The organism is Streptomyces sp. NPDC002467 (genome assembly GCF_042889825.1).
Classification (GTDB): domain Bacteria; phylum Actinomycetota; class Actinomycetes; order Streptomycetales; family Streptomycetaceae; genus Streptomyces.
Map to the genome: position 1 here is coordinate 154,534 of NZ_JBIARJ010000005.1, position 24,299 is coordinate 178,832.

The window sequence follows — 24,299 nt, forward strand, 5'->3', positions numbered from 1 at the left end:
GGACCCGGAGGGGATCGCCGGTGCCCGCTGTCCGGGCACCGGTTGGGTGGGGACGGTTCCGGCCGTCCCCACCCGCCGTCTCACACCGGCTGGAGGTCGTCCAGTCTCCGCGCCAGGTCCTCCAGGGGCAGTTCCGGTACGGTCGCCAGCACCGCCCCGGCCAGCCGTATGGCGGCGGGCGACCCGGAGCAGGCCCGCAACAGGGCCGCCCGTACTTCCGGCTCCCAGCTCTCGGTGTCCACTCCGCCCAGCAGCTCGAACAGCACCAGTGCCTCGGTGTCGTTCAGCCTGTGACGTTCGGCCCGGTCATCCGCCTGCTCCGCCGAGTCGACGTCCTGCAGTCCGGCCGCCGCCACCAGGGCGGCCCCTTCGCGCTGAGCGCCCCCCAGTGCGTACACGATCCGCCGCAGCGAGTCCGCCCGCGGCTTCGCCCGTCCGCGTTCCAGATTCCCGATCGCCCGCGCGCTGAGTCCCGACCGTTCGGCCAGAGTTTCCTGGGTCAGGCCCACCCGCTCGCGCGCCCCGCGCAGCAGACCCCCGAATAACTTCCGACGCTCTTCCATCCATATCCCCCCGGATGCGGCTAGGTCGGATTTCACCATAGGTAGCTCACGGGTCACTCACGATGCGTGTGATGTGAATCATGTGTGAAACCGACACAGTTGCGGATGAAACCGGCTCTCGATCTCGAACTACGAGACTTTTGGGGCCAACGCTGGCCCGCTCCCAGAAGTTCCGGCCCAAGTTCCTGGTCACTCCGGCGCCTCCGGGCAAGGATCTGTCCCGTGCAAACCACTCGGCGTTTCGCACACGTCGGCCCCGCCGTGCAGGGCGAGGCCCACGCGTATCACCGCTCCGTCGCACCACCGCTCAGTCATCAGCCACTCAGTGGCACGACCAGAGGAGCAAACCCCATCATGGCATTACGCAAGCACGTTGCCGCACTGGCCCTCGCCACGAGCGCCGCGCTCGCGGGAACCGTGGTGGCCGCCGGCCCGGCCGCCGCCATCAGCCGCGTCGACACCTCCACTTGCAACTCCCGCAGCGACTTCTTCACCCTGTGGAACTACCCGCCGAAGGTCTGCTTCGCGAACAACGGCTCGGTCAACGTGGCGATCTACGACGTCTACCAGGTGGACACCGGCAACAACAGCGGTTCCTTCATCTGGAAGAGCACCAACGGTTCGACGTACCGCACGTACTACAGCTCCTGGAAGGCGATCGGATTCAGCCCGAAGGTCCGGGTCGACTGGATCTCGATCACGGGCCGCTGATTCCGGAGGCCACGGGGTGGGCACCGTTTCCTGCGGTGCCCACCCACCGGCCCCCGGACCGTCACACCCGTCACGCGCACCGGAAAGAGGCAACGAACATGGGACGCCGCTCCCTGTTATTCGTCACCGGCGTCATCGCCCTGGCCGCGACCGCGTGCGGCACCGGGGACGGGCAGGGGACCACGGCGGTCCCCGGCCTCGGCGCGACGCCGACGATCACCGATCCCGGCCAGATCACCCTGCCGACCGACGCCTACATGGTGACCACGGCGCAGATCAGACAAGTGACGCAGGCCCAGGACGCGGTGACGGCCGAGTGCATGCGCGGATTCGGCCTCACGGCGCGGCCGACCGTCACCCTCGGGCTGGACGACGCACCGAAGCAGCGCCTGACCCGAAGCATGCTGTACGGCTACTTCGACGTGGAGAAGGCCAAGACCCTCGGTTACGACCGCGGCGCGGGCGCGGTCGACCAGGGAGCTGCCGGCAACGGTACGGGGGGCGCTCCGCCCACCGCGGCCGAGGACATCGCGATGAGCGGGAACGACCCGACCACGCACCAGCCCGTGCCGACCCTCGACGGCAAGCCGGTACCGCCCGGCGGATGCGGCCAGAAGGGCCGCGACACCCTCAAGGCCGACGACCTCGTCATCAGCGACTCGGCGCTCCCCGACGGCGGGCCGAAGATCCCGGCCGGCGATCCGCGGATCGTCGAGGCGTACGCCAAGTGGTCCGAGTGCATGAAGGGCAGGGGGTTCGACTACAAGGACCCGATCGCCGCGGTGACCGACCAGAAGTGGGGTTCGGCCCAGGGAGGCAACGCCGGAGGTCCGGCCGGCCCCGAGGAGATCGCCACCGCCACCGCGGACGTCGAATGCAAGATCGCCAACAACACCGTGGGCATCGTCGTCGCCGTACAGACCGCCTACGGCAAGAAGTACGTGGAGGCCAACTCCACCAAACTCGCCGCGTACCGGCAGCAGATCGACGACCTCGTCCGCAAGGCCGCCCAGATCACCGCCGGCGGCACGACGGGGTAACGGTCCGCATGCTCGCCCGTGTCCGTCCAACGGCCGGGTGGCGACACCCTTGTGGAGTGAACTCCACGTGGAGAGAGCCTTGTTGAAACATGGGAACACCACCGTCGACTCCGACTCCGACGGCGACGACACGTCCCCGGCCCCGCGTTCCCGCGCCGCCGGCCGCCGAAGGATGCTGGGCCTCGTCGCGGGCGGAGCGGCCCTCGTCGCGGTCGGCGGCCTGGGAGCCGCCACGCTGGTCAAGTCCCCTGCCGAAAGAGCCGCGCAGGCGGCGCCGCCCGCCAACAGCCTGCTCACCGCTCCGGTGGTCAGCAAGGTCCTGAACCGGTCCGTGGCCGCCCGGGCGGTGGTGTACCCGCCGGCCCAGTACAACGTGGTTCCCTCCGCGGCCTCCGCCGAGGTCACCCAGCTGTACGTCTCCCGGCTGGAGGTGAAGACGGGCGACACCGTCCGGCCGGGCCGGTTGCTCGCCGAGGTGTCCGGGCAGCCCCTGTTCGCACTGCCCGGGCAGGTGCCCGCGTACCGGGACATCAAGCCCGGCAGCACGGGTCCCGACGTCGCGGAACTCCAGGCCGCGCTGGCCGGTCTGGGCCACTCGTCGCGGTCCGACGAGAAGGGCGTCTTCGGGCCCGGTACGGCTCAGGCCGTCACCGCGTTCTACCGCGCGCTCGGGTATCCGGTGCCGACGACGGGCGCCGCCACCCAGCAGGCCGTCGACTCCGCGCAGAAGGCGGTGGACAGCAGTCGGCAGGCACTCGACGCCCTCGTCCGGACGGGCCCGGCGGCGTCCGGCGACGCCCGTCGGCAGATCGACGTGGCGAAGAAGCAACTGGCCGACGACCAGGCCGCGCTCACCAGGGCCAAGGCGGCGCACGGGCCGATGGTGCCGGCCTCCCACGTCCTGTTCCTCCCGGTGCTGCCGGCCGCGGTCACGGCGGTCAACGGCTCGGTGGGCGAACCGGTGTCCGGCACGCTCCTGTCCCTGACCAGCGGAGGGCTGAACATCACCGGGCAGCTGACACCGAACCAGGCGTCGGGGATCAAGCCGGGCATGGCCGTGGAGGTGCTCGTCGAAGACACCAACACCACACTGACCGGCACGGTGGCGAGCGTGGGCGCACCCACCACCACGCCGCCGGCCGGACGGGTCATCACCCTGGGTGGCGCCGCCCCGCCGGCGGCCGGCGGTGGCGGCGGGGCGGGTGGCGGGGGCGGCGCCGCCACGGGCGGTGGCGCCCAGGGCAGTGGCGGCGGGGCGGGCGCGGGTGGGAACGGCGGCGCGCAGCAACCCAACGGCCAGCCGGGCGGTACGAGTTACATCCCCGTCGCGATCACGCCGAGTGCTCCCCTGCCGGCCGCTCTCAACGGCAGGAACCTCCGTCTCACCGTCCTCAAGGACACGTCCGACACTCCCGTCACGGCCGTCCCCGTGGCCGCGATCTCCACGGACGCGGCGGGCCGGACCTCCGTCGGCAAGGTGAGCGCGGGCGGGGCCCGGACCACCGTGCCGGTGACCACCGGTGTGACCGCCGACGGCATGGTCGCCGTCACGCCGGCCCCCGGCGCCGAACTCCGGCCCGGCGACCAGGTGGTGGTCGGCCGATGACCGCCACACCGCCCGCCGCCACACCGCCCTCCGCCGACCGGCCCGAGACCGGCCCGACCGGTACGGATCCGGCGGTCACCGGGCCTGCGGGCACCGAGCCGCCGGTCACCGAGCCGCCCGTGATCGCCCTGTCCGGGGTGGGCCGCACCCACCCCGGCCGGCCGCCGGTGGTCGCGCTGCACCCGTCCGACCTGACCGTCCACCGGGGCGAGTACCTGGCCGTGACCGGGCCTTCCGGCTCCGGGAAGTCCACCCTGCTCTACCTCCTCGGCCTGCTCGACACCCCGACCCGGGGCCGCTACGAGCTGGACGGCATCGACACGGGCACGCTCCACGACCGGGACCGCTCGACCCTGCGCGGGCGCCGGATCGGTTTCGTCTTCCAGTCCTTCCACCTCCTTCCGCACCGCACCGCCGAGGAGAACGTGGCACTCGCCCAGATCTACAACCGCACCCCGGCCCGCTCCCGGCGGGCGGCCGCCCTCACGGCGCTGCGGCAGGTCGGACTCGGTCACCGCACCGACGCGATGCCCGGCACCATGTCGGGTGGCGAGCGTCAGCGCGTCGCGATCGCCCGGGCCCTGGTCAACCGCCCCAGCCTGCTGCTCTGCGACGAGCCCACCGGCAACCTGGACTCGGCCAACGCGGAGGCGGTACTGACCCAGTTCGACGAGCTGCACGCGCAGGGCTTCACTCTGGTGGTGATCACCCACGACCCCTCCGTCGCGGCCCGGGCCGGACGCCGGGTCGACATCCGCGACGGCGTGCTCGCCGAGGAGCCCGCCTGATGGCCCGCGCCCGCAGCGTACTGTCCGATCCCGCCTCCCGGCTCGGCCTGCGGGACCTCCTCCTGGAAGCCCTCTCCGGGGTCCTGCAACGCCCAGGGCGGTCGATGCTGACCATGTTGGGCACGGTCCTGGGCATCGGCGCGTTCGTCGCCGTCCTCGGACTCACCGCGACCGCGTCCGGTCAGATCGGCGAACAGTTCAGCCTGACCAAGGCCACCACCGTCAACGTCGCCGACAGGCCCCGTACGGACGGAGTCGCGCCGGGTGCCAACCCGCCGAGCAACTTCCCCGAGGACACCGACAGCCGGCTCGCCGCGATCGACGGGGTCCGGGTGGGCGGCGTCTGGTGGCCGGTCCCCGCGGCCCCGGTGGTCGCCGCCCGCCCCGGCGGCGAGAACCTGGGCACCGGGCTGACCCTCTTCGCCGCCAGTCCGGGCGCCGTAGCCGCCATGGAGCCGACCCTCGTGGCCGGCGTCGGCATGGACGCCTTCGTCCAGAAGACGGCCCAGCCGGTGGTGTTGTTGAGCCAGGCCGCGGCCAGACGTCTGGGCGTGACCCGCCTGGACGCCCAGCCCGCCGTGTTCATCGACTCCATCCCGTACACGGTGATCGGCATCTACTCGGACGTGCGCCGTCAGTCCGGCGCCCTGCTCGGCATGATCATCCCCGCCGGCACGGCGCTGGAGCGGTTCGGAAACCCCGGTACCGAGCCGGACCGCGCGGCCCAGGCCCTGGTCGCCACCAGGGTCGGCGCCGCCTCGGTGGTGGCGGCACAGATCCCGCCCGCCCTGCGGCCCGACGCACCGGACGCCTTCACCGTCGTCGAGCCGCCCGACCCGCACAGCCTCCAGGACAAGGTGACCTCCGACCTGACCGGCCTGTTCCTGGCCCTGGCCGGGATCTGTCTGCTGGTGGGCGCGGTGGGCATCGCGAACACCACCCTGGTGGCCGTGCTGGAGCGGACCGAGGAGATCGGCCTGCGCCGCTCGCTCGGCGCGCGCACCGTGCACATCACCACCCAGTTCCTCACCGAGTCCACCGCCCTCGGCACCCTGGGCGGCCTGATCGGCACCAGCCTCGGCGTGGTGACCGTGGTGTCCGTGGCCGCCGTCCGGGACTGGACCGCCGTCCTGCAGCCCGCCGCCACCCTGCCCGCACCGCTGATCGGCACGGTCGTCGGTCTGCTGGCGGGGCTCTACCCGGCCCTGCGCGCCGCGCGTACGGACCCGCTCAAGGCGCTCCGCAGCGCCTGACCCGCGGGTCCGGCCCGACCTCAGTCCAGGTAGCCGCGGAGCTGGTCGGCGAAGGCGTGGTCGCGCAGCTTGTTGAGGGTCTTGGACTCGATCTGGCGGATCCGTTCGCGGGTCACGCCGAAGATCCGGCCGATCTCCTCCAGGGTGCGCGGGCGGCCGTCGTCGAGCCCGTAGCGGAGCTGGACCACCTTGCGCTCCCGCTCGCCCAGCGTGGAGAGCACCGCTTCCAAGTGCTCGCGCAGCAGGAAGAACGCGGCGGATTCCACGGGCGAGGCGGCGTCGCCGTCCTCGATGAGGTCGCCGAGCGCGACGTCGTCCTCCTCACCGACGGGCGCGTGCAGGGAGACCGGCTCCTGCGCGAGGCGGAGCACCTCCATGACCCGCTCGGGGGTCAACTCCAGGTGTACGGCGACCTCTTCGGCCGTGGGCTCGTAGCCCCGTTCCTGGAGCATGCGGCGCTGCACGCGGATGACGCGGTTGATGAGTTCGACGACGTGGACGGGCACGCGGATGGTCCGGGCCTGGTCGGCGAGGGCCCTGGACATCGCCTGCCGGATCCACCACGTGGCGTACGTGGAGAACTTGTACCCGCGGGCGTAGTCGAACTTCTCGACGGCCCGGATGAGCCCGAGGTTCCCCTCCTGCACGAGGTCGAGCATGGTGAGCCCGCGGCCCACGTACCGCTTCGCGACGGAGACCACGAGCCGCAGGTTCGACTCGATGAGGCGGCGCTTGGCCATCCGGCCCATGACGACGAGCTTGTCGAGGTCGACGGCGAGCTGGGAGTCGAGGTCGGGGGTGTTGCCGAGCTTCTCCTCGGCGAACAGGCCGGCTTCGACGCGCCGTGCGAGGTCGACCTCCTCGGCGGCGGTGAGGAGCGGGATCCTGCCTATCTCCCGCAGGTACTGGCGGAACAGGTCGGCGGAAGGCCCCGATCCGCCTCCGCCCTCCGCGTTGGCGCGCCTGCGCTGCTCCGGGACCGGTCGCTCGATGAGCTCCAGCACCTCGGGCCCGGGGTCGACTTCGGCGTCCGCCTCGGCGTCGGCGTCGCGCTCTTCGTCCACGGCTTCGACCTCCGAGGACTCGCTCTCGCTCTCGTTCACGGTCAGGGTCCGGGTCTGCACGGGGGCGACCTCCAGGGCTCCGAGGACGGGGGAACCGCACCTCAGTGTGGGGTACGACACATCACGGCCACGAGGGGCGTGCGAGCACTTTCTGAGTCCGGCGCGTGACCGATGGTTACCCCCTGGCCCTCGTGCCGATGCGGATCGGACGCATGTCCGACAGGATTTGCGCCATGTACGCGTACGAAACCCACGTCACGGTGCGCTGCCCGGACGCGGCGGCACTGGCCCGGCTCGACGCCTGGGCGGACGCGCGGGAGTTGAAGGTCACCCACATCGGCTGGCCCGGGGCCGGATGGTGTCGCAGCCGATGCCGACCCTGCGGGACCGCACGGGCCACGAGGGCCTGGTGCCGCGGCTGCGGGCGGCCGGCTTCGACCCGGTCCGCGTCAAGGTGGAGACGGTCCCCTGGACCACGGACCGACCGGGCCCGGGCGGCGGCCGCTTCGAACACCACCTGAAGCTGCTGCTGCCGGCGGACTTCGATCGGGAGGCCCTGCAGTCCCTGGCGGTCCGGCACGGGGCGCACCTGTCGCGGAACGCCCGCCGCGCCCTGTCCTCGGGTCGCCACGAGCGGTTCGTGACCCGGCGGTGGCGGGGCACGGCGGCGGAGGCGGGGGCGGCCTGCGACGCGCTGGTCGCCGCGCTCGGCTCGGCGGGTCCTCCAGGGTGCCGCCGGGCGCCGGTCGCCTTGCGCACCAGCCCTTCGACGCGGGCCGGTTCGTCCGGCTCCAGCGCGGGCATGGCGCGGAGCCCCGGCCAGGGCTCGGGCTTGTGCGGGGCGCCCTGGACCCAGTCCTCCTTCGCCAGGCAGCGGGCCCGTACGGCGTCGGGATCGGGCAGGGCGTCGTCCAGGATCCAGTAGTCACGGCCACGGGTCGGCTTGCGGTACGGGAGGGGGCGTGGGGGCATGGCGGGAAAGGTGGTTCGGCGTCCCGGACGGGTCGCCAAAGCGGCGACCAAGACTGCGGCAAGAGATCCCCGGGCCGTCAGGCGGGTTCGACGCGGACCGCGCAGACCTTGAACTCCGGCATCCGGGAGGTGGGGTCCAGCGCCGGGTTGGTCAGGTTGTTGGCGCGGCCCTCGCCCGGCCAGTGGAAGGGCATGAAGACCGTGTCCGCGCGGATGGCGTCGGTGATCCTGGCCGGGGCCACCGCGCGGCCGCGGCGGGAGGTGACCGCCAGCGGGGCGCCCTCGACGGCGCCGATGCGGGCGGCGAGGCGGGGGTGGAGTTCCACGAACGGGCCGGGGGCGGCCGCGTTGAGCTCGTCGACGCGGCGGGTCTGGGCACCCGACTGGTACTGGGCGACGACCCGGCCGGTGGTGAGCAGGAGGGGGTACTCGGCGTCGGGGACCTCGGCCGCGTCGCGGTGGGAGACGGGGGTGAAGCGGGCGCGGCCGTCCTCGGTGGCGAAGCGGTCCAGGAAGAGCCGGGGCGTGCCCGAAGTGCCTTCCGGGCAGGGCCAGAAGACGCCCTGCTCGGCTTCGATGCGGGCGTAGTCGATGCCCGAGTAGTCCGCCGGGCCGCCCGCCGAGGCGCGGCGCAGTTCGTCGAAGACCTCCTCGGGCTCGGTCGGGAACCCCTTCTCCACGCCGAGGCGGGCGGCGAGTTCGTGCAGGACGTACAGGTCGGTGCGGACCCCGGGCGGCGGGGTGAGGGCGCGGCGCCGGAGCAGGACGCGGCCTTCCAGGTTGGTGGTGGTGCCCGTCTCCTCCGCCCACTGGGTGACGGGGAGGACCACGTCCGCGAGGGCGGCGGTCTCGGAGAGGACCACGTCGGCGACGGCGAGGAAGTCGAGGGAGCGGATGCGGTCCTCGACGTGGGCGGCGCGGGGGGCGGAGACCACCGGGTTGGAGCCCATGAGGAGGAGCGCCTTCACGTCCGTGCCGAGGGCGTCGAGGAGTTCGTACGCGCTGCGCCCCGGGCCGGGGAGGTCGGCGGGGTCGATGCCCCAGACCCCGGCGACGTGCTCGCGGGCCGCCGGGTCGGTGAGCTTGCGGTAGCCGGGGAGCTGGTCGGCCTTCTGGCCGTGCTCGCGGCCGCCCTGGCCGTTGCCCTGGCCGGTGAGGCAGCCGTAGCCGGACAGGGGGCGGCCGGCCCGGCCGGTGGCCAGGCACAGGTTGATCCAGGCGCCGACGGTGTCGGTTCCCTTGGACTGCTGTTCGGGGCCGCGGGCGGTGAGGACCATGGCGGATTCCGGGGCGCAGAAGAGCTCCACCGCCTCGCGGAGCTTGGGGACCGAGACGCCCGTGATGCGTTCGACCAGCTCGGGCCAGTGCGCCATCGCGGCGGCCCGGGCCTCCTCCCAGCCGGTGGTGCGCGCGGCGATGAACTCCTCGTCGGTGCGGCCCTCGGCGACGATCAGGTGCAGCAGGCCCAGGGCGAGCGCGAGGTCGGTGCCGGGGCGGGGGGCCAGGTGCAGGTCCGCCTGCTCGGCGGTGCGCGTGCGGCGCGGGTCGATGACGATCAGGGTGCCGCCGTTGGCCTTGAGCTCGGTGAGGTAGCGCAGGGCGGGCGGCATGGTCTCGGCCAGGTTGGAGCCGACGAGGATCACGCAGCCGCTGCGCGGGACGTCCTCCAGCGGGAAGGGCAGCCCGCGGTCGAGCCCGAAGGCCCGCTGGTGGGCGGCGGCGGCCGAGGACATGCAGAAGCGGCCGTTGTAGTCGATCTGCGAGGTGCGCAGGGCGACGCGGGCGAACTTGCCGAGCGCGTAGGCCTTCTCGTTGGTGAGCCCGCCGCCGCCGAAGACCCCGACGGCGTCGGGCCCGTACGTGCGGCCCGTGCGGGCGAGGCCGTCGGCGACGGCGGCGAGGGCCTCCTCCCAGGTGGCCGGTTCGAGCCGCCCGGCGTGGGTGCGGACGAGCGGCTCGGTCAGGCGCACCCGGGAGGAGAGCACGGCCGGGGCGGTGCGGCCCTTGCCGCAGAGCGCGCCCCGGTTGACGGGGAACTCCGCCCGTTCCTCCACCGTCACGCCGGCCCCGCCCGGCTCCGGGCGGAGGTTCATGCCGCACTGCAGGGCGCAGTACGGGCAGTGCGTGGCGGTGGCTTCCTGGCTGCTGTGCATACGGCCAGGGTGCGCGGGGGGTGTTACGGCGGGGCGCGCCACCGCGTTACGGGCGGGGGTGCGGGGGCTCAGCGCGGGCGGACCCGCGCGGTGAGGCCCGGGGCTCGAACGCGCGGGGTCCGGGGCGGGGCCCCGGGGAACGGTGGAAGGGCGGGTGGGGGACCCGCTCCGCGCCGCGGGCCCGGACCCGGCTACTGGCCGGTCAGGTACTTCACCGTCAGGCCAGCCGTCCAGCCGCCGTCGACCGCGAGCTCGGCGCCCGTCATGTACGCGGCGGCGTCCGAGAGCAGGAAGGCGACCGCGGCCGCGATCTCCTCCGGGGCTCCGACCCGGCCCAGCGGGGCGCCGGGGTAGTTGCCGTCGCCGGCCTGGATGCCGATCGGCGCGGTCATCGGGGTCAGCGTCATGCCGGGGTGCACGGAGTTGACGCGGATCTTCGCCTCGGCGAGCTCGACCGCGCCGATCTTCGACAGGCCGCGCACGCCCCACTTGGAGGCGCCGTAGCCGGCGGTCAGCGCGAGTCCGGTCAGGCCGGCGGCGGACGAAATGTTGACGATGGAGCCGCCGCCGGCCGCGCGCAGCAGCGGGACGGCGGTCTTGATGCCGATGAACACTCCGACCAGGTTGATCTCGATCACCCGGCGGAAGTGCTCGACGCTCTCGTGCTCCAGGAACGAGCCGGTGGAGATGCCGGCGTTGTTGACCAGTCCGTCGATCCGGCCGAACTCGGCGACCGCGTACTCCAGCGCCGCCGCCCAGTCGGCCTCGCTCGTCACGTCGTGCCGGACGAAGCGGGCCGCGTCACCGAGCTTGGCGGCCGTCTCGGCACCCTCCGCCTCCAGCACGTCGGTGATCAGCACCTTGCCGCCGCCGTCCACGACGGCCTGCGCCGCCGCGGCGCCCAGGCCGCGGGCTCCACCGGTGACGACGACGACCTTGCCGCTCAGATCCACAACAGCCACGGTTCCACACCTCTGATCACATCAGACTGATCGGTATATGACTAATCGGAATAACCGATGTCCTCGTCAGTGTGCCAGAGCGGCCAGGGCCCGCGACACCCCCTGCTCCTTCGGCCCCAGGAACTTCGGCTCCGGCTCGAAGACCGCGTCGAGCACCGCCTTGCCCGCCGCGAAGACCTCGCGGGTGCCGCCGTAGTACCAGGTGGAGTCGTGCTCGTCGTCCACCCCGATCCCGTACGAGTCCACGCCCGCGGTCTCGCACAGGGCCACGGCCCGGCGGATGTGGAAGCCCTGGCTGATCAGCACCGCCCGGTCCACCCCGAAGATCTTCTTGGCCCGTACGCACGAGTCCCAGGTGTCGAAGCCCGCGAAGTCGTCCACGATCCGGTCCGCCGGCACCCCGTGCCCGGTGAGGTAGGTGCGCATCGCGCTCGGCTCGTCGTACTCGGTGCGGCTGTTGTCCCCGGTGACCAGGACGACCCGGACCTTGCCGGCCCGGTACAGCTCGGCCGCCGCGTCGAGCCGGCGGGCCAGGTACGGCGTCGGCCTGCCGTTCCACAGCCCCGCCCCGAACACCACTGCCACCTCGCCGGCCGGAGCCTGCGCGGTGGTCCCCAGCCGGCCGGAGGCCGCCGCGTGCGTCCACGCCGACGGCAGCAGCGCCAGCACGCAGCCCGCCATGACCGCCCGCACGGCCCGCCGCCGCGCCCGTACGGTACGCAGCGGGGCGGCCGCCCGGCTCCACTCGACCTTCGGCAGGCGCGGTGCGCGCATCGTCCATCCCCCGGTTCCTCGGCTGTCGTTCCGCTGGTCAGGACGCCGCCGGGGAGCGCGCGGTTTCGCGGGGCGCAGCGGAGCGCCGCCCCGCGAAGACCCGCCGACAGGTCGGGCGACAGGCCGCGCAACCGCCCTGTGAGCACCCGGAAAACACCCGTCACCCCGGCGCAACGCATCGGCAACCTGCGGCGCGCAGGATCGATCCATGACGGAGCCGGTGCACCCTCCCGCCATCCCGCCCCTCCCCTTCGGCAGCACGGCCGAGCTGCTGACCCGGATCACCGCGCAGCTCGGCACGCAGCTCAACGGGCTGCGGCCGCCCCGCGCCCGTCCCCACGGAGACCGCCCATGCAGCAGCCCACCCTCGTCGCCGTGGCCCACGGCAGCCGTGACCCGCGCGCCCTGCACACCGCCCTCGCCCTCCTCGACCGGGTCCGCGAGCTCCGGCCCCGCCTCGATGTCCGGCTCGGCCACGTCGAGCTGAACCGGCCGCTGCTCGACGACACCCTCCGCGAGACCTCCGGGGCGGCGGTGCTCGTGCCGCTGCTGCTCGGCCGCGGCCACCACGTGAAGCGCGACCTGCCCGCGGCCGCCGCCCGGGCCGCGCACCTGCGCACCCGCGTCGCCGCCCCGCTCGGCCCGCATCCGCTGCTGGTCGAGGCCCTGTACGAACGCCTCACGGAGGCCGACTGGACCCCGGACCCCGCGGCCGCCGTCGTACTCGCCGCGGCCGGGTCCCGCGACCCGGACTCGGCCGCCGACACCCGCCGCACCGCCGCCCTGCTCTCCGAACGCCTCGGCGGCGTCCCGGTGGTGCCCGCCTACGCCTCGGCCGCCGCGCCGACCGTGCCCGACGCGGTCCGGGCCCTGGCCGCCCGCGGCCGCCACCGCATCGCCGTGGCCTCGTACTTCGCCGCTCCCGGCCGGTTCGCGACCCAGTGCGCGGCGGCCGCGCCGGGCCCGGCGTCCGCGCCCCTGGGCGACCACCCGGCCCTCGCGCGGCTGCTGCTGCACCGCTACGACGAGGCGGCCGCCCTGCCCGTCACCCCGCTCCGGCCGGAACTCGTCTCCGCCTGATCCCGGTTTGTCGGACGTTCCGGTTACCGTCGATCCATGGAAGGCACCGCGCACGCCCCCGCAGACGACCCGACCGACCTCTACGACGCCTCCGCCACCGAGCGCTGGGCCACCGAGCCCGACAAGCGGCCCGGGCGGACCGCCTTCCAGCGCGACCGGGCGCGGGTCCTGCACTCCGCCGCGCTGCGCCGGCTCGCCGGGAAGACCCAGGTGGTCACGCCGGGCACCCGTTCGTACGACTGGGACGCGAGCCCGCGGACCCGGCTGACGCACTCCCTGGAGTGCGCCCAGGTCGGCCGGGAGCTGGGGGCCGCGCTCGGCTGCGATCCCGATCTGGTCGAGGCGGCCTGCCTCTCCCACGACATGGGGCACCCGCCCTTCGGCCACAACGGCGAGGAGGCGCTGAACGAATTCGCCAAGGACTGCGGCGGTTTCGAGGGCAACGCCCAGTCGCTGCGGCTGCTGACGCGCCTGGAGCCCAAGCGGTTCGCGCCCGATCCGCGGACCGGCGCACCCGTCAGCGTCGGCCTCAACCTCACCCGGGCCTGCCTGGACGCCGCCACCAAGTACCCCTGGGCGCGCGGCGGCCACCCCACCGACCCCGACTCGGTGAAGTTCGGCGCGTACGAGGACGACCTGCCGGTCTTCGAGTGGCTGCGCCGCGGCGCGCCCGCGGACCGCAAGTGCTTCGAGGCCCAGGTGATGGACTGGTCCGACGACGTCGCGTACTCCGTCCACGACTTTGAGGACGGTCTCCACGCCGGCCACCTCGACCCCAACCTGCTCTTCGCCGAGCCGGAGCGCGCCGCGATCTGGCAGGTGGCCATCGGCCGCTACGTCCCCGCGGACACCGAGCCGGAGGAGCTGCGCGAGGCCCTCGACCGGCTGATGGAGCAGGAGTGGTGGCCGCACGGCTACGACGGCTCGGCCGTGGCCCAGGCCCGGCTGAAGGACGCCACGAGCCAGCTCATCGGCCGTTTCTGCCTGGCCGCCGAGGGTGCGACGCGGGAGGCGCACGGCAGCGGGCGGCTGACCCGGTACGGCGCGGAACTGGTGGTGCCCCGGGCCGCGCGCAACGAGTGCGCGGTGCTGAAGGCGGTCGCGGACCTGTACGTCATGCAGCGCGACGAGCAGGAGCGGATCCGCGCCGACCAGCGCATCGTCCTGGCCGAACTGGCGGAGGCCCTCCAGGCCCGCGCGCCCGAGGGGCTGGACCCGCAGTTCCGGGCGATCTTCGACGCGGCGCCGGACGAGAAGGCCAGGAAGCGGGCGGTCATCGACCAGATCGCCTGCCTCACCGACGCGTCCGCCCGCTCGCTGCACGCCCGCCTCACCCGGCGCACGCGACGCGCCGAAGGGTGAGTTGATCGGGCCACTCCCCCTTCACGCGGCAGGCTCAGTGCGGGACGCTCGCATGTGGTCGCATGTGGCGGAGAGGTTATGAGGAGGCATCAGGTGGTCGACGCACACCAGACGTTCATCATCGTCGGCGCGGGGCTGGCCGGGGCTAAGGCCGCCGAAACGCTGAGGTCGGAGGGGTTCACCGGCCGGGTGATCCTGATCGGCGACGAGCGCGACCGCCCCTACGAGCGGCCCCCGCTGTCCAAGGGCTACCTGCTCGGCAAGGAGGAGCGCGACAGCGTCTTCGTCCACGAGCAGTCCTGGTACGCGAGCGCAGACGTCGAGCTGCACCTGGGCCAGCCCGCGGTGCACCTGGACCGCGATGCGAAGACCGTGCGCCTGGGCGACGGCACCCTGCTGCACTACGACAAGCTGCTGCTGGCCACCGGCTCCGAGCCGCGCCGCCTGGACATCCCGGGCACCGGCCTGGCCGGGGTCCACCACCTGCGCCGGCTCACCCACGCCGACCTGCTGCGCAAGGCGCTCACCTCGCTCGGCCGGGACAACGGCCACCTGCTGATCGCGGGCGCAGGCTGGATCGGCCTGGAGGTGGCCGCCGCGGCCCGCTCCTACGGCGCCGAGGTCACCGTGGTCGAGCCGCTGGCCACCCCGCTGCACGCGGTGCTCGGCCCGGAGATCGGCCGGTTCTTCGAGGACCTGCACGCCGAGCACGGGGTGCGGTTCCACTTCGGGGCGAAGCTGACGGAGATCGTCGGCCAGGACGGCATGGTGCTGGCGGCCCGTACGGACGACGGGGAGGAACACCCGGCGCACGCGGTGCTCGCCGCGATCGGGGCGGCGCCTCGCACCGCGCTCGCCGAGACCTCCGGGCTGGCCCTGGTCGACCGGGAGCACGGCGGCGGGATCGCCGTGGACGCCTCGCTGCGCACCTCGGACCCGGACGTGTTCGCGGTCGGCGACGTGGCCGCCGCCCACCACCCGGTGCTCGGGACCCGGCTGCGGGTGGAGCACTGGGCCAACGCCCTCAACGGCGGCCCGGCGGCCGCGCGGGCGATGCTGGGCCAGGAGGTCGCCTACGACCGGGTGCCGTACTTCTTCTCGGACCAGTACGACGTGGGTCTGGAGTACTCGGGACACGCCCCGGCGGGCAGCTACGACCAGGTGCTGGTGCGCGGCGACGCGGGCAAGCGGGAGTTCATCGCGTTCTGGCTCTCGGAGGGCCGGGTGCTGGCCGGGATGAACGTGAACGTGTGGGACGTCACGGAGCACATCCAGGCCCTGATCAGGTCAAAGGCCCCGGTGGACCGCGAGGCCCTGGCGGACCCGTCCGTTCCGCTGGAGTCGCTGATCCCGGCCGAGGGGGCCTGACGGGTTTGCCTGTGCCCGGCCGTAGACTTCACGGGTGGCAGGACGGATCAATGACGACGACGTGAAGGCGGTACGGGACGCGGTCCCGATCGACGCCGTGGTCTCCGACTACCTCCAACTGCGCAACGCGGGCGGCGGCAACCTCAAGGGCCTGTGCCCCTTCCACGACGAGAAGTCCCCGTCCTTCCAGGTCAGCCCCAGCAAGGGCCTCTACCACTGCTTCGGCTGCCAGGCCGGCGGGGACACCCTCGACTTCGTCATGAAGATCGACCACCTCTCCTTCTCGGAGGCGGTCGAGCGGCTCGCCGGCCAGGCGGGCATCACCCTGCGGTACGAGGAGGGCGGCTACACCGCCGGCACCAGCGGCCGCGGCGAACGCATCCGGCTCGTCGAGGCCCACAAGGCCGCCGCGCAGTTCTACGTGGACCAGCTCGGCGGCCCCGAGGCGGAGATCGGCCGCAAGTTCCTGGCGGAGCGCGGCTTCGACCAGGCCGCGGCCGCGCACTTCAGCGTGGGCTACAGCCCGGCCGGCTGGGACCACCTGACCCGCTTCCTGCGCGGCAAGGGCTTCACCGACAAGGAACTGATCACCTCCGGGCTCGCCCAGGACAGCCGCAGCGGCAAGCCCATCGACCGCTTCCGCGGCCGGCTGATGTGGCCGATCCGCGACATCAGCGGCGAGGTGGTCGGCTTCGGCGCGCGCAAGCTGCGCGAGGACGACAACGGCCCGAAGTACCTGAACACCCCCGAAACCTCGATCTACAAGAAGTCCCAGGTCCTCTACGGCATCGACCTCGCCAAGAAGGAGATCGCGAAGACCTCGCGGGCGGTGGTCGTCGAGGGCTACACGGACGTGATGGCCTGCCACCTGGCCGGGGTCACCACCGCGATCGCCACCTGTGGCACCGCCTTCGGCGGGGACCACATCAAGATCCTGCGCCGGCTGCTGATGGACAACGCCACCGCCGAGGTGATCTTCACCTTCGACGGCGACGCGGCGGGCCAGAAGGCCGCGCTGCGGGCCTTCGAGGACGATCAGAAGTTCGCCGCCGAGACCTCGATCACCATCGCCCCCGGCGGCATGGACCCCTGCGACCTGCGCCTCGCCCAAGGCGACGCGGCCGTGGCCTCACTCGTGGACTCCCGCACGCCGCTGTTCGAGTTCGCGCTGCGGCACATCGTGTCCCGGCACAACCTGGAGAACCCGGCGGGGCGGGCGGCCGCGCTGGACGAGGCCGCTCCGGTCGTCGCCAACATCAAGAACATCGCCATCCAGCACGAGTCGGCGGTACAGCTGGCGGGCATGCTGGGCATCCGCGACGAGCAGTTCGTGGTCAAGCGGGTGGCGCAGCTGGCGCGGTGGGCGCGGGAGCGCGGGAACCAGCCGCAGCAGCAGGGCCGCGGCGGGCGCCGCTCCCCGGACCCCGCCCCCGAAACCGCCGCCGCACCCGCCTCCGGCCCGGCCCTCAACCTGCGCAGCCCGGCGCACCGCACCGAGCGCGAGCTGCTGAAGCTGGCGCTGCAGCGCCCGGCGCTGGTCTCGCCGGCCTTCGACGCCTACGGGATCGACGAGTTCACCGCGCCGCCGTACGCCTCGGTGCGCCAGGCCATCCAGGACGCGGGCGGCGCCTCGCTCGGCGCCGAGGACTACCTGGCCCGGGTCCGCGAGGCCGCGCCGAACGACACCGTGCGGGCGCTGGTCACCGAGCTGGCGGTGGAGGCGATCCACGCGAAGACGGTGGACGAGATGTACGCGGGCGTCCAGCTGGTCCAGGTCCGGCTGCGCGCCGTGGACCGGCGGGTGCACGAGGTCCAGGGCACGCTGTCCCGCCTGGGCGCGCAGGCACCGCCGGAACAACTGGCGGCGGTCCAGGAGGAACTGTGGGTCCTCCAGCAATACGGCCAACGCCTCCGCAACCGGGGCGCGGAAGGGCTCTGACTCGCCCCTACGGCGCTCCGCGCCCGCGCCTCAATCGCCGGCGGGGCTGGTTTTGGCTGCCGCCGCCCGCACCATGTCCGCGGCACGCTTTCAGCCTCGCCGGCGTTTGAGGCGCGGGGTCTGGGGCGGAGCCCCAGGGAACGGTGGAAGGGCGGGTAGGGGACCGGCTCCGCGCAGCGGCACCACGCCCCGGACCGGGGGACGGTGCCGTCGGGGCCGGGCGCGCGCCGGGGGCACCTCCTCGGGCGTCGAACGGGCAGCGGCACCGGCAAGCACAGTGGGGTCGCGTTCGACGCCCTGCGGGGGCACCCCACCGCACACCCGACCCCGACGGCCCGGGGTGCCACAGAACCGGCCCGCCGGGGGCTAGCGGCGGCGGAGCCAGTCGCCGCTCGGTATTTCCGTGCCCGATCGGGCCAGCCGCAGGGCCACCGGTGGGGCCGCCACGTAGACCCAGGCGAGGACGGCGGTGCCGTCGACCCGCACGGCCTCGCGGGCGATGCGGTCGTACACGTTCCCCGGCAGTCCCGGCCCCCGGTACTCCTCCAGGTGGTCCAGCGCCGCCAGCAGTTCCGCGTAGACCCCCGGCGCCGCGGTGATCAGCTCCCCCACGACGGCCGACCCGCGCCGCCGGACCGCGTACGGATACCCCGGGCCGTCGTAGAGCGCCGTGTCGGGGAGGCTCGCCGGTTCCTCCGAGGCGGTGCGTCCGCGGAGGAACAGGTCGTGGTTGACCTCCCCCGGCCGCAGGGTCCCGTAGACGAAGAACGGGAGCGATGTCACGGGGGCTCTCCTCGGGGTGGGGCACGGTGCCGTCGGGCCGGGGTCGAAGGTCCCGACTTTTCCGCGTCACTCCACCGTACGCACCGCTGTTGCACAACCTCCCGGTGCCCGTGACCCCCGCCGTCTGGCGCCGGCCCGCCATGACACCTTCCTCCCGCCGTCTCCCCATCGCCCTGCTGGGCCTCTGCGCGGCCGTCGCCACCGGCTGCGCCGCCCCCGCCGCCGCCGAGGGCCGGCGGGAGCCCGCGCCGGTGCCCCGGATGCGGCCGTGCCTCGGCAAGGCGGAGGAGCTCTGCGGGCCGGCCGATCACCCGGACGGCGTGGGGTGGCACGAATGGCCTCACGGCCCTGCTGACGTGCGCAAACGCGGGGCGGCGGGGTGCGCCGGGCGATATCTGACGAGACATCAGCAGGCGGCCGTCGGGAGGGCCGGGTTACCTCTGGGACACGACCCCGTGTCACCAGGAGAGCCCCATGCGCCGACGTACCGCACACGCGCTGACCGCGACCGCGCTGACCGCCGCCGCGTTCACCGTCCCGGTGGCGGGTGCGTTCGCGGCCGCGGACATCGGCATGGTGGCCTTCGCGCCCGGGGACTTCGCGCCGCTGGAGGTGTGGCCCAAGTCGGCCGCCCCCGGGGCCACGGTCACGGTGAACACCACCGCGTGCGGCCCCGGCAGCCACGCCGAGGGGGATGCGACCACCGTGGGCGGCGGCCGGTTCAAGCTGGTCCCCACCACCCACAAGGAGGTGGTCGTGGGGCAGTTCCAGGTCGCCCGCGGCATCCGGCCGGGGAGCTACGGCATCGGGGTGACCTGCGCTGACGGCAAGTTCGCGACCGGCGACCTGGCCGTCACGGAACGGGGCCCCCAGGGCCACGTCCACACCGGGGTGGGCGGTGGCACGACCACCACCACCGACCCCGCCAAGATCGCGGCGGGAGCGGCAGTGCTGGCCGCGACCGCCGTCGGCGGTACCTGGCTCCTGCGTCGCCGGGCGAGCGGCACGCGGAGCTGACGGACGCCCACCGCGGCTCCGGCCGCGGTCCGACCGGTACCGTCCTCCGTCGCCCGCTCCGCGAGGTCCCCCCGTTCGCGGGCGGGCGACGGCCATTGACCCCGCCACGGACGCCGAGGGGGTTCTCATGGGTGGCGATTTCGGTGGCGGCCGAGGCCCCGACCGGAAGCCCCGGCCCGCCGCCGGCATCCGCCCCGGATCGGGTGCGCGCCCGCCGAGGCGGGCCCTCCACTCCCCGGCCCGCCGTCACGGGGGAATCGTCGCGCTCGCCGCCTGCATCGGCATCTGGCTCGTCTCCAGCGGCTCCCGCGAGCCGATCGGACCACCACTGCCCTCCCCCGCCGATGCCCTGAGCTCGGCCGGAACCACCGGGCCCAGCGTCGCCCCGCTCCCCGGTTCCCCGCCCACCCGGATCCGGATCCCCTCGATCCGGGTCGACGCGCCGCTGACCGGTCTCGGCCTGGAGTCGGACGGCAGTCTGGAGGTGCCGCCGCCGGCCCGGCGCGACCTGGCCGGCTGGTACCGCGACGGCACCACCCCGGGCGCCACGGGCACCGCCGTCATCGCCGGGCACGTGGACAACGCGGTCGGGCCGGCCGTCTTCTACCATCTGGGCGCGCTGCACCGGGGAGCTTCGATCGAGGTGCCGCGAGCGGACGGCCGTACCGCCGTGTTCACGGTCCACGCGGTCGAGGTCTACGACGCCGGGGCCTTCCCCGACAAGCGCGTGTACGGGGCTTCGCGGCGCGCCGAGCTCCGGGTGATCACCTGCGGGGGCGGCTTCTCCCCGCGCACCGGCTACCGCGGCAACGTGGTCGTCTTCGCCCACCTCACCGGGACGTACTGACCCGGGGCGCGTCCTCTAACCCCACTGTTCGAGGCCGAGCTTCACCACCAGCGCGCTGACCACGGTCAGCAGCACCGCGCGGACGAAGCCGCTGCCCTTCTTGAGCGCCATGCGCGCGCCGATCATGCCCCCGGCCAGGTTGAACACGGCCATCAGCGCGGCGAGCTGCCAGAGCACCATGCCCTGGTAGGCGAACATCGCGAGCGCCCCCGCGTTGGTGCAGCAGTTGACGATCTTGGCGGTCGCGGAGGCGGTGACCAGGTCGAGGTGGAGCAGCGCGGTCAGCGCGAGCACCAGGAAGGTGCCCGTACCCGGGCCGATGAGTCCGTCGTAGAAGCCGATGCCCAGCCCCGCCAGGCCGATGGCCAGCAGGACCCGTCGGCGGCTGACGGGCGAGGTGGCCGGGGCGGCGCCGAAGCCGGGCCGGAAGAGCACGAAGCCGGCGACGACCACCAGCACCACCATGATCAGCGGCCGCAGCGCGTCCTTGCTGATCCCTCCGGCGAGCGCGGCGCCGCCCATCGAGCCGGCGAGCGCGGCCAGGCCGATGCGGACGGCGAGCTTCACGTTCACCGGGGCCTTGCGCGCATAGGTGATCGCGGCGCCCGCGGTGCCGACGATGGCCACCGCCTTGTTGGTGCCGAGGACGGTGGCGGGGTGGGCGTTGGGCAGGCCGAGGAGGAGGGCGGGCAGGAGCAGCAGGCCGCCGCCGCCCACCACCGCGTCGATCCAGCCGGCCGCCGCGGCGGCCACGCACAGCACGATGATCATGGTCGTTGATATGTCAGGCACGACCCGACCCTATGGACCTGTTCGGTGCAGTGACCATCAATCCGCGGAAAGTTGCGCAAAGGTTGAGCTTCGCGGGTCCGCCGCCCGGTCCGGGGCCACCGGCGCCGCCGGGTCCAGGACCGCCGTCAGCACGGTCGCGGCCAGTACGCCGGCCAGCCCCAACCCGACCGCCAGCCGCTGCCCGGGCCGCAGGGAAACCGGTACGACCGGCCGCCGCGGCTTGCGGTGCCGGGCCTGTGGCGCCCCCGCGAGGGGCACGGTGTCCGACGCGGACACCGGCACGGACACGGCGACGTGGAGCGGATGGCGCATGGAACGGAACACCTCTCTGATCGGAAGGGGCTCAGAAGCTGAAGCACTCGGAATGGATCCGTCCGGCCGGCACCCCGGCCCGCAGCAGCGCGCCCCGGGTCGCCTCGGCCATCCCCGGCGGCCCGCACAGGTACACGTCGTGCTCCGCCAGGTCCGGCACCAGTTCGGCCAGCGCCTGCGGGGCCAGCGGATCGTAGGCGGCGCCCGACGGCCCGAGCAGGTAGTGCAGGCCCGCCCGCCGCTCGGCCGCGATGGCCTCCAGTTCGCTGCGCAGCACGAGGTGCTCCTCGGCCCCGGCCCGGTAGAGCAGGGTGATGTCCCCGGGGCCGCCGGGCAGGGTCTCGAACAGGGCCCGCATCGGGGTGATGCCGACCCCGCCCGCGATGAGCAGCACCTTGGGCCTGGTCCGCCGGGCCGCGGTGAGCGCGCCGAACGGACCGGTCGCCAGGACCCGCGTCCCCGGGCGCAGCCGGCGGATCCGCCGGGAGTGGCCGCCGAGCCCCTTGACGGTGATCCGCAACGAGTCCCCGTACACCGGCGCGGACAGCGAGAACGGCAGGGCCGTGTGCCACAGCCGCCGCTCCAGGAACCGCCACCGCAGGAACTGCCCCGGCTCCGCGCGCAGTTCCGCCAGGTGCTCCCCGCGGATCACGACGGAGACCACCCCGGGCCCCTCCGCCCTCACCTCGGCGACCCGCAGCCCGTGCCGCAGGGCCTGCCGTACGGGAACCACCGCGCGGTACCAGACCAGCAGCACCGCGACCATGGTGTGGGCGAGCGCCCAGAACCAGGCGACCGGGGCGAGGTCGGGCCCGGCGAGCTGGTGCGCGAAGGCGAGGGCGGCGGCGAGGTACACGAACAGGTGGACCCCGCGCCAGGTTTCGTGCGAGACACGGCGGCGTACCGCCCGGGCGGAGGACACGCCGACCGCGGCCAGGAGGACGGTCCCGGCCGCGGCGGCGGCGAGCGCGCGGTAGCCGAGCAGCTCCCGGACGGCGGAGACCACGTCGACTTCCTCGTGCACGGCGTATCCGAGCAGGGCGAACAGCCCGTGCCCGAAGCAGAGCAGCAGTACGTGCCGGCCGCCGAAGGCGTGCCAGCGCGCGAGCCGGTCACCGCCGACCCCGTGCTCGACGGCGGGCACCCGCGCCATCAGGAACAGCAGCACGAGCACCCCGTACCCGGCGAGCAGCCCGGTCAGGTGCGCGGCGGTCGCGAACAGCGCGTCGGGGCGGGCCGAGGGCCGCACCTGCGCCGCCCAGAGCAGGGCCACCACCCCCGCCCCGGCCGCGATCCCACCCCTGACCCGCACCGCCGCATCTCGCATGCGCAGCACGCTAAGGGCCCCGGAGGCGGCGCGGTCGATCCTTAAGGCGGCGTTGAGGGAGGCCTCACCGACCCTTAATCCCCGTGCTGAGGTCGGCGTTCCGTCCGGGTAACAGGAGCGATGCCGAGGGGAAACAGCGGCCCCGCACGCTCGTTCCATGACATCGGAGCAGCGTGTGGTGGTGATCGGCGGCGGCCTCGCGGGCCTGCGACTCGCCGCGCGGCTGAGCGGCGCCGCGGCGGTGACCGTACTCGGCGAGGAGAGCCACGTCCCGTACAACCGGGTGCTGCTCGCCGAGGTCCTCGCGGGCCGGTACGCCCCGGAGGTGACCGCACTCCCGGCGGTAGGACCGGCGCTGCGGCGCGGGGTGCGGGCGGTCCGCGTCGACCGCGCCGACCGTACGGTCCACTGCGACGACGGCGCGGCGCTGCCGTACGACGCGCTGGTACTGGCGACGGGCTCGAACGCGGTACTCCCGCCGCTGCGGGGCCTGTTCGAGCCGGAGGGCCGGGAACTCCCGGACGGGGTGCACGCCTTCCGCACGATGGACGACTGCCTGGCCCTCTCGGCGGCCGTGGGCCCCGGGGTCCGGGCGGTGGTGATCGGCGGGGGCCTGCTGGGCGTCTCGGCGGCCCGTGCGCTGGCCGCGCGGGGCGCGCAGGTGGTCCTGACGCAGCAGGGCGAACGCCTGATGGAACGCCAACTGGACGCGGACGCCTCCGCCTTGCTGGCCACCCACCTGACCGCCCTCGGCGTGGAGATCCACACGGAGTGCCGGGTCCGCGGCCTGACCACATCTGCGGCGCCTCTGCCGGGGCTCCGCCCCGGACCCCGCGCCTCAAACGCCGGCGGGGCTGATGTTGCCCCCGGCGAGACTGGTTTCGCCTCCGGCGGGGACGGTCTTGCGCTTCGCGCAATCCAGCCGCACCCGACAGACGGCAGCAGCCACAATCCAGCCCCTCCGGCGATTGAGGAGCGGGGTCTGGGGCGGAGCCCCAGCAGCGGCGCCGCACACCGCCACCGCACCGTCACCGGGGTCGAGCTCGCCGACGGGTACCGCCTCGACGCCGACATCGTCGTGCTCGCCTGCGGCGTACGGCCCCGCACCGGCCTCGCCCAGGCCGCAGGGCTGAAGACCCGCACCGGCATCGTGGTCGACGACCACCTCCGCACGAGCGACCCCCACATCCACGCCATCGGCGACTGCGCCGAGCACGCCGGCCAGGTGTACGGCCTGGCCGGCCCCGCCCTGGAGCAGGCCGACGCCCTGGCCGCCACCCTCGCCGGCCGCCCCACCCCCTACACCGGCACCCGCGCCCTCACCCGCCTCACCCTCCCCGGGGCCGACGGCTCCCTCGACCTCGCCGCCTTCGGCGAGACGACCCCCCTCCCCGGCGACGACGTGGTCCGCCTCGCCGACGCCACCCGCCGGACCTACCGCAAGGTCGTCGTCCGCGGCGACCGCCTCGTCGGCGGGGTCCTGCTCGGGGAGCTCTCGACCGTGGGGGCCCTCGCCCGCACCTGGGAGGGCGACGAAACACCGCACGACCTGTTCCACCTGCTCACCGACGACGGAGGCCACTGAC

21 protein-coding genes and 1 pseudogene are annotated in these 24,299 nt (G+C 73.9%); 12 read left to right on the plus strand and 10 right to left on the minus strand.

Going from position 1 to position 24,299, the window contains the following annotated elements; translation table 11 throughout:
- Window positions 1-80: 80 nt before the first annotated feature.
- The gene (locus ACFYYJ_RS13255; RefSeq protein WP_389131784.1) at window positions 81-563 is read right to left on the minus strand and encodes a helix-turn-helix domain-containing protein; all 483 of its coding nucleotides are present in this window, start codon (window positions 561-563) and stop codon (window positions 81-83) included.
- 354 nt (window positions 564-917) lie between these two features.
- Here ACFYYJ_RS13255 and ACFYYJ_RS13260 point away from each other — a divergent pair, with 354 nt between their 5' ends.
- From ACFYYJ_RS13260 to ACFYYJ_RS13280, 5 genes are all read left to right on the plus strand, one after another.
- Entirely contained in the window at window positions 918-1,274 is a 357-nt protein-coding gene (locus ACFYYJ_RS13260; RefSeq protein ID WP_385127747.1) for a beta/gamma crystallin domain-containing protein, read from the plus strand.
- Between the two features lie 98 nt (window positions 1,275-1,372).
- Window positions 1,373-2,314 (plus strand): hypothetical protein, encoded by a 942-nt coding sequence (locus ACFYYJ_RS13265; RefSeq protein WP_389131787.1) that lies wholly within the window; start codon window positions 1,373-1,375, stop codon window positions 2,312-2,314.
- Window positions 2,315-2,393: 79 nt separating this feature from the next.
- Complete coding sequence (locus ACFYYJ_RS13270; RefSeq protein WP_389131789.1) at window positions 2,394-3,920, plus strand: peptidoglycan-binding protein; 1,527 nt, start codon at window positions 2,394-2,396, stop codon at window positions 3,918-3,920.
- Window positions 3,917-4,708, plus strand: coding sequence for an ABC transporter ATP-binding protein (locus tag ACFYYJ_RS13275; protein ID WP_389131791.1), 792 nt, complete (start codon window positions 3,917-3,919; stop codon window positions 4,706-4,708). Before ACFYYJ_RS13270 ends, ACFYYJ_RS13275 begins: the two co-directional genes overlap by 4 nt.
- Window positions 4,708-5,961 (plus strand): ABC transporter permease, encoded by a 1,254-nt coding sequence (locus tag ACFYYJ_RS13280; protein WP_389131793.1) that lies wholly within the window; start codon window positions 4,708-4,710, stop codon window positions 5,959-5,961. Before ACFYYJ_RS13275 ends, ACFYYJ_RS13280 begins: the two co-directional genes overlap by 1 nt.
- Window positions 5,962-5,981: 20 nt before the next feature.
- Here the strand turns inward: ACFYYJ_RS13280 and ACFYYJ_RS13285 are convergent, their stop codons facing one another.
- The 5 genes and pseudogenes from ACFYYJ_RS13285 to ACFYYJ_RS13305 form a co-directional block, all read right to left on the minus strand.
- Window positions 5,982-7,064 (minus strand): RNA polymerase sigma factor, encoded by a 1,083-nt coding sequence (locus tag ACFYYJ_RS13285; protein WP_385361720.1) that lies wholly within the window; start codon window positions 7,062-7,064, stop codon window positions 5,982-5,984.
- A 681-nt stretch (window positions 7,065-7,745) separates the two neighbouring features.
- A pseudogene (locus ACFYYJ_RS13290) lies at window positions 7,746-7,997 on the minus strand (hypothetical protein); the annotation flags it as partial.
- 77 nt (window positions 7,998-8,074) lie between these two features.
- On the minus strand, window positions 8,075-10,150 hold the full coding sequence (locus ACFYYJ_RS13295; RefSeq protein WP_389131796.1) for a molybdopterin oxidoreductase family protein: 2,076 nt from the start codon (window positions 10,148-10,150) through the stop codon (window positions 8,075-8,077).
- 191 nt (window positions 10,151-10,341) lie between these two features.
- Complete coding sequence (locus tag ACFYYJ_RS13300; RefSeq protein WP_389131798.1) at window positions 10,342-11,112, minus strand: glucose 1-dehydrogenase; 771 nt, start codon at window positions 11,110-11,112, stop codon at window positions 10,342-10,344.
- Between the two features lie 66 nt (window positions 11,113-11,178).
- Window positions 11,179-11,886, minus strand: coding sequence for a vancomycin high temperature exclusion protein (locus tag ACFYYJ_RS13305; protein WP_389131800.1), 708 nt, complete (start codon window positions 11,884-11,886; stop codon window positions 11,179-11,181).
- Between the two features lie 351 nt (window positions 11,887-12,237).
- On the opposite strand from ACFYYJ_RS13305, the gene ACFYYJ_RS13310 reads away from it, so the two are divergent.
- From ACFYYJ_RS13310 to dnaG, 4 genes are all read left to right on the plus strand, one after another.
- Window positions 12,238-12,966 carry a sirohydrochlorin chelatase gene (locus tag ACFYYJ_RS13310; RefSeq protein ID WP_385361692.1) on the plus strand — a complete coding sequence of 243 codons (729 nt, stop codon included), beginning with the start codon at window positions 12,238-12,240 and terminating at the stop codon, window positions 12,964-12,966.
- A 36-nt stretch (window positions 12,967-13,002) separates the two neighbouring features.
- Window positions 13,003-14,328 (plus strand): deoxyguanosinetriphosphate triphosphohydrolase, encoded by a 1,326-nt coding sequence (locus ACFYYJ_RS13315; RefSeq protein ID WP_389131803.1) that lies wholly within the window; start codon window positions 13,003-13,005, stop codon window positions 14,326-14,328.
- A 93-nt stretch (window positions 14,329-14,421) separates the two neighbouring features.
- Window positions 14,422-15,696: an NAD(P)/FAD-dependent oxidoreductase gene (locus ACFYYJ_RS13320; RefSeq protein WP_385127723.1), complete on the plus strand. Its 1,275-nt coding sequence runs from the start codon at window positions 14,422-14,424 to the stop codon at window positions 15,694-15,696.
- Window positions 15,697-15,730: 34 nt separating this feature from the next.
- Window positions 15,731-17,635, plus strand: a complete 1,905-nt coding sequence (gene dnaG, locus ACFYYJ_RS13325) for a DNA primase (RefSeq protein WP_385127721.1) — start codon at window positions 15,731-15,733, stop codon at window positions 17,633-17,635.
- A 366-nt stretch (window positions 17,636-18,001) separates the two neighbouring features.
- Here dnaG and ACFYYJ_RS13330 read toward each other — a convergent pair whose 3' ends face one another.
- The gene (locus ACFYYJ_RS13330; protein ID WP_389131807.1) at window positions 18,002-18,418 is read right to left on the minus strand and encodes a gamma-glutamylcyclotransferase family protein; all 417 of its coding nucleotides are present in this window, start codon (window positions 18,416-18,418) and stop codon (window positions 18,002-18,004) included.
- Window positions 18,419-18,892: 474 nt separating this feature from the next.
- On the opposite strand from ACFYYJ_RS13330, the gene ACFYYJ_RS13335 reads away from it, so the two are divergent.
- The gene (locus tag ACFYYJ_RS13335; protein WP_385127717.1) at window positions 18,893-19,435 is read left to right on the plus strand and encodes a hypothetical protein; all 543 of its coding nucleotides are present in this window, start codon (window positions 18,893-18,895) and stop codon (window positions 19,433-19,435) included.
- 127 nt (window positions 19,436-19,562) lie between these two features.
- Entirely contained in the window at window positions 19,563-20,282 is a 720-nt protein-coding gene (locus tag ACFYYJ_RS13340; protein ID WP_389131811.1) for a class F sortase, read from the plus strand.
- 15 nt (window positions 20,283-20,297) lie between these two features.
- Here ACFYYJ_RS13340 and ACFYYJ_RS13345 read toward each other — a convergent pair whose 3' ends face one another.
- Genes ACFYYJ_RS13345 through ACFYYJ_RS13355 form a run of 3 tightly spaced genes read right to left on the minus strand, consistent with a single transcriptional unit; the run spans window position 20,298 to window position 22,713 of the window.
- Window positions 20,298-21,074 carry a sulfite exporter TauE/SafE family protein gene (locus tag ACFYYJ_RS13345; RefSeq protein WP_385127713.1) on the minus strand — a complete coding sequence of 259 codons (777 nt, stop codon included), beginning with the start codon at window positions 21,072-21,074 and terminating at the stop codon, window positions 20,298-20,300.
- Window positions 21,075-21,110: 36 nt separating this feature from the next.
- Complete coding sequence (locus tag ACFYYJ_RS13350; protein ID WP_385361688.1) at window positions 21,111-21,386, minus strand: hypothetical protein; 276 nt, start codon at window positions 21,384-21,386, stop codon at window positions 21,111-21,113.
- A gap of 31 nt (window positions 21,387-21,417) precedes the next feature.
- The gene (locus ACFYYJ_RS13355) at window positions 21,418-22,713 is read right to left on the minus strand and encodes a ferric reductase-like transmembrane domain-containing protein (RefSeq protein WP_389131813.1); all 1,296 of its coding nucleotides are present in this window, start codon (window positions 22,711-22,713) and stop codon (window positions 21,418-21,420) included.
- A 157-nt stretch (window positions 22,714-22,870) separates the two neighbouring features.
- Between ACFYYJ_RS13355 and ACFYYJ_RS13360 the strand changes: the two genes are divergently transcribed.
- Complete coding sequence (locus tag ACFYYJ_RS13360) at window positions 22,871-24,298, plus strand: NAD(P)/FAD-dependent oxidoreductase (protein ID WP_389131815.1); 1,428 nt, start codon at window positions 22,871-22,873, stop codon at window positions 24,296-24,298.
- Window position 24,299 lies beyond the last annotated feature (1 nt).

Coding starts and splice junctions, on each gene's coding strand:
- ACFYYJ_RS13255 (WP_389131784.1), bottom strand. CDS start 563: ATGGAAGAGCGTCGGAAGTTATTCGGGGGTCTGCTGCGCGGGGCGCGC.
- ACFYYJ_RS13260 (WP_385127747.1), top strand. CDS start 918: ATGGCATTACGCAAGCACGTTGCCGCACTGGCCCTCGCCACGAGCGCC.
- ACFYYJ_RS13265 (WP_389131787.1), top strand. CDS start 1,373: ATGGGACGCCGCTCCCTGTTATTCGTCACCGGCGTCATCGCCCTGGCC.
- ACFYYJ_RS13275 (WP_389131791.1), top strand. CDS start 3,917: ATGACCGCCACACCGCCCGCCGCCACACCGCCCTCCGCCGACCGGCCC.
- ACFYYJ_RS13280 (WP_389131793.1), top strand. CDS start 4,708: ATGGCCCGCGCCCGCAGCGTACTGTCCGATCCCGCCTCCCGGCTCGGC.
- ACFYYJ_RS13295 (WP_389131796.1), bottom strand. CDS start 10,150: ATGCACAGCAGCCAGGAAGCCACCGCCACGCACTGCCCGTACTGCGCC.
- ACFYYJ_RS13305 (WP_389131800.1), bottom strand. CDS start 11,886: ATGCGCGCACCGCGCCTGCCGAAGGTCGAGTGGAGCCGGGCGGCCGCC.
- ACFYYJ_RS13310 (WP_385361692.1), top strand. CDS start 12,238: ATGCAGCAGCCCACCCTCGTCGCCGTGGCCCACGGCAGCCGTGACCCG.
- ACFYYJ_RS13315 (WP_389131803.1), top strand. CDS start 13,003: ATGGAAGGCACCGCGCACGCCCCCGCAGACGACCCGACCGACCTCTAC.
- ACFYYJ_RS13335 (WP_385127717.1), top strand. CDS start 18,893: ATGCGCCGACGTACCGCACACGCGCTGACCGCGACCGCGCTGACCGCC.
- ACFYYJ_RS13340 (WP_389131811.1), top strand. CDS start 19,563: ATGGGTGGCGATTTCGGTGGCGGCCGAGGCCCCGACCGGAAGCCCCGG.
- ACFYYJ_RS13350 (WP_385361688.1), bottom strand. CDS start 21,386: ATGCGCCATCCGCTCCACGTCGCCGTGTCCGTGCCGGTGTCCGCGTCG.
- ACFYYJ_RS13355 (WP_389131813.1), bottom strand. CDS start 22,713: ATGCGAGATGCGGCGGTGCGGGTCAGGGGTGGGATCGCGGCCGGGGCG.
- ACFYYJ_RS13360 (WP_389131815.1), top strand. CDS start 22,871: ATGACATCGGAGCAGCGTGTGGTGGTGATCGGCGGCGGCCTCGCGGGC.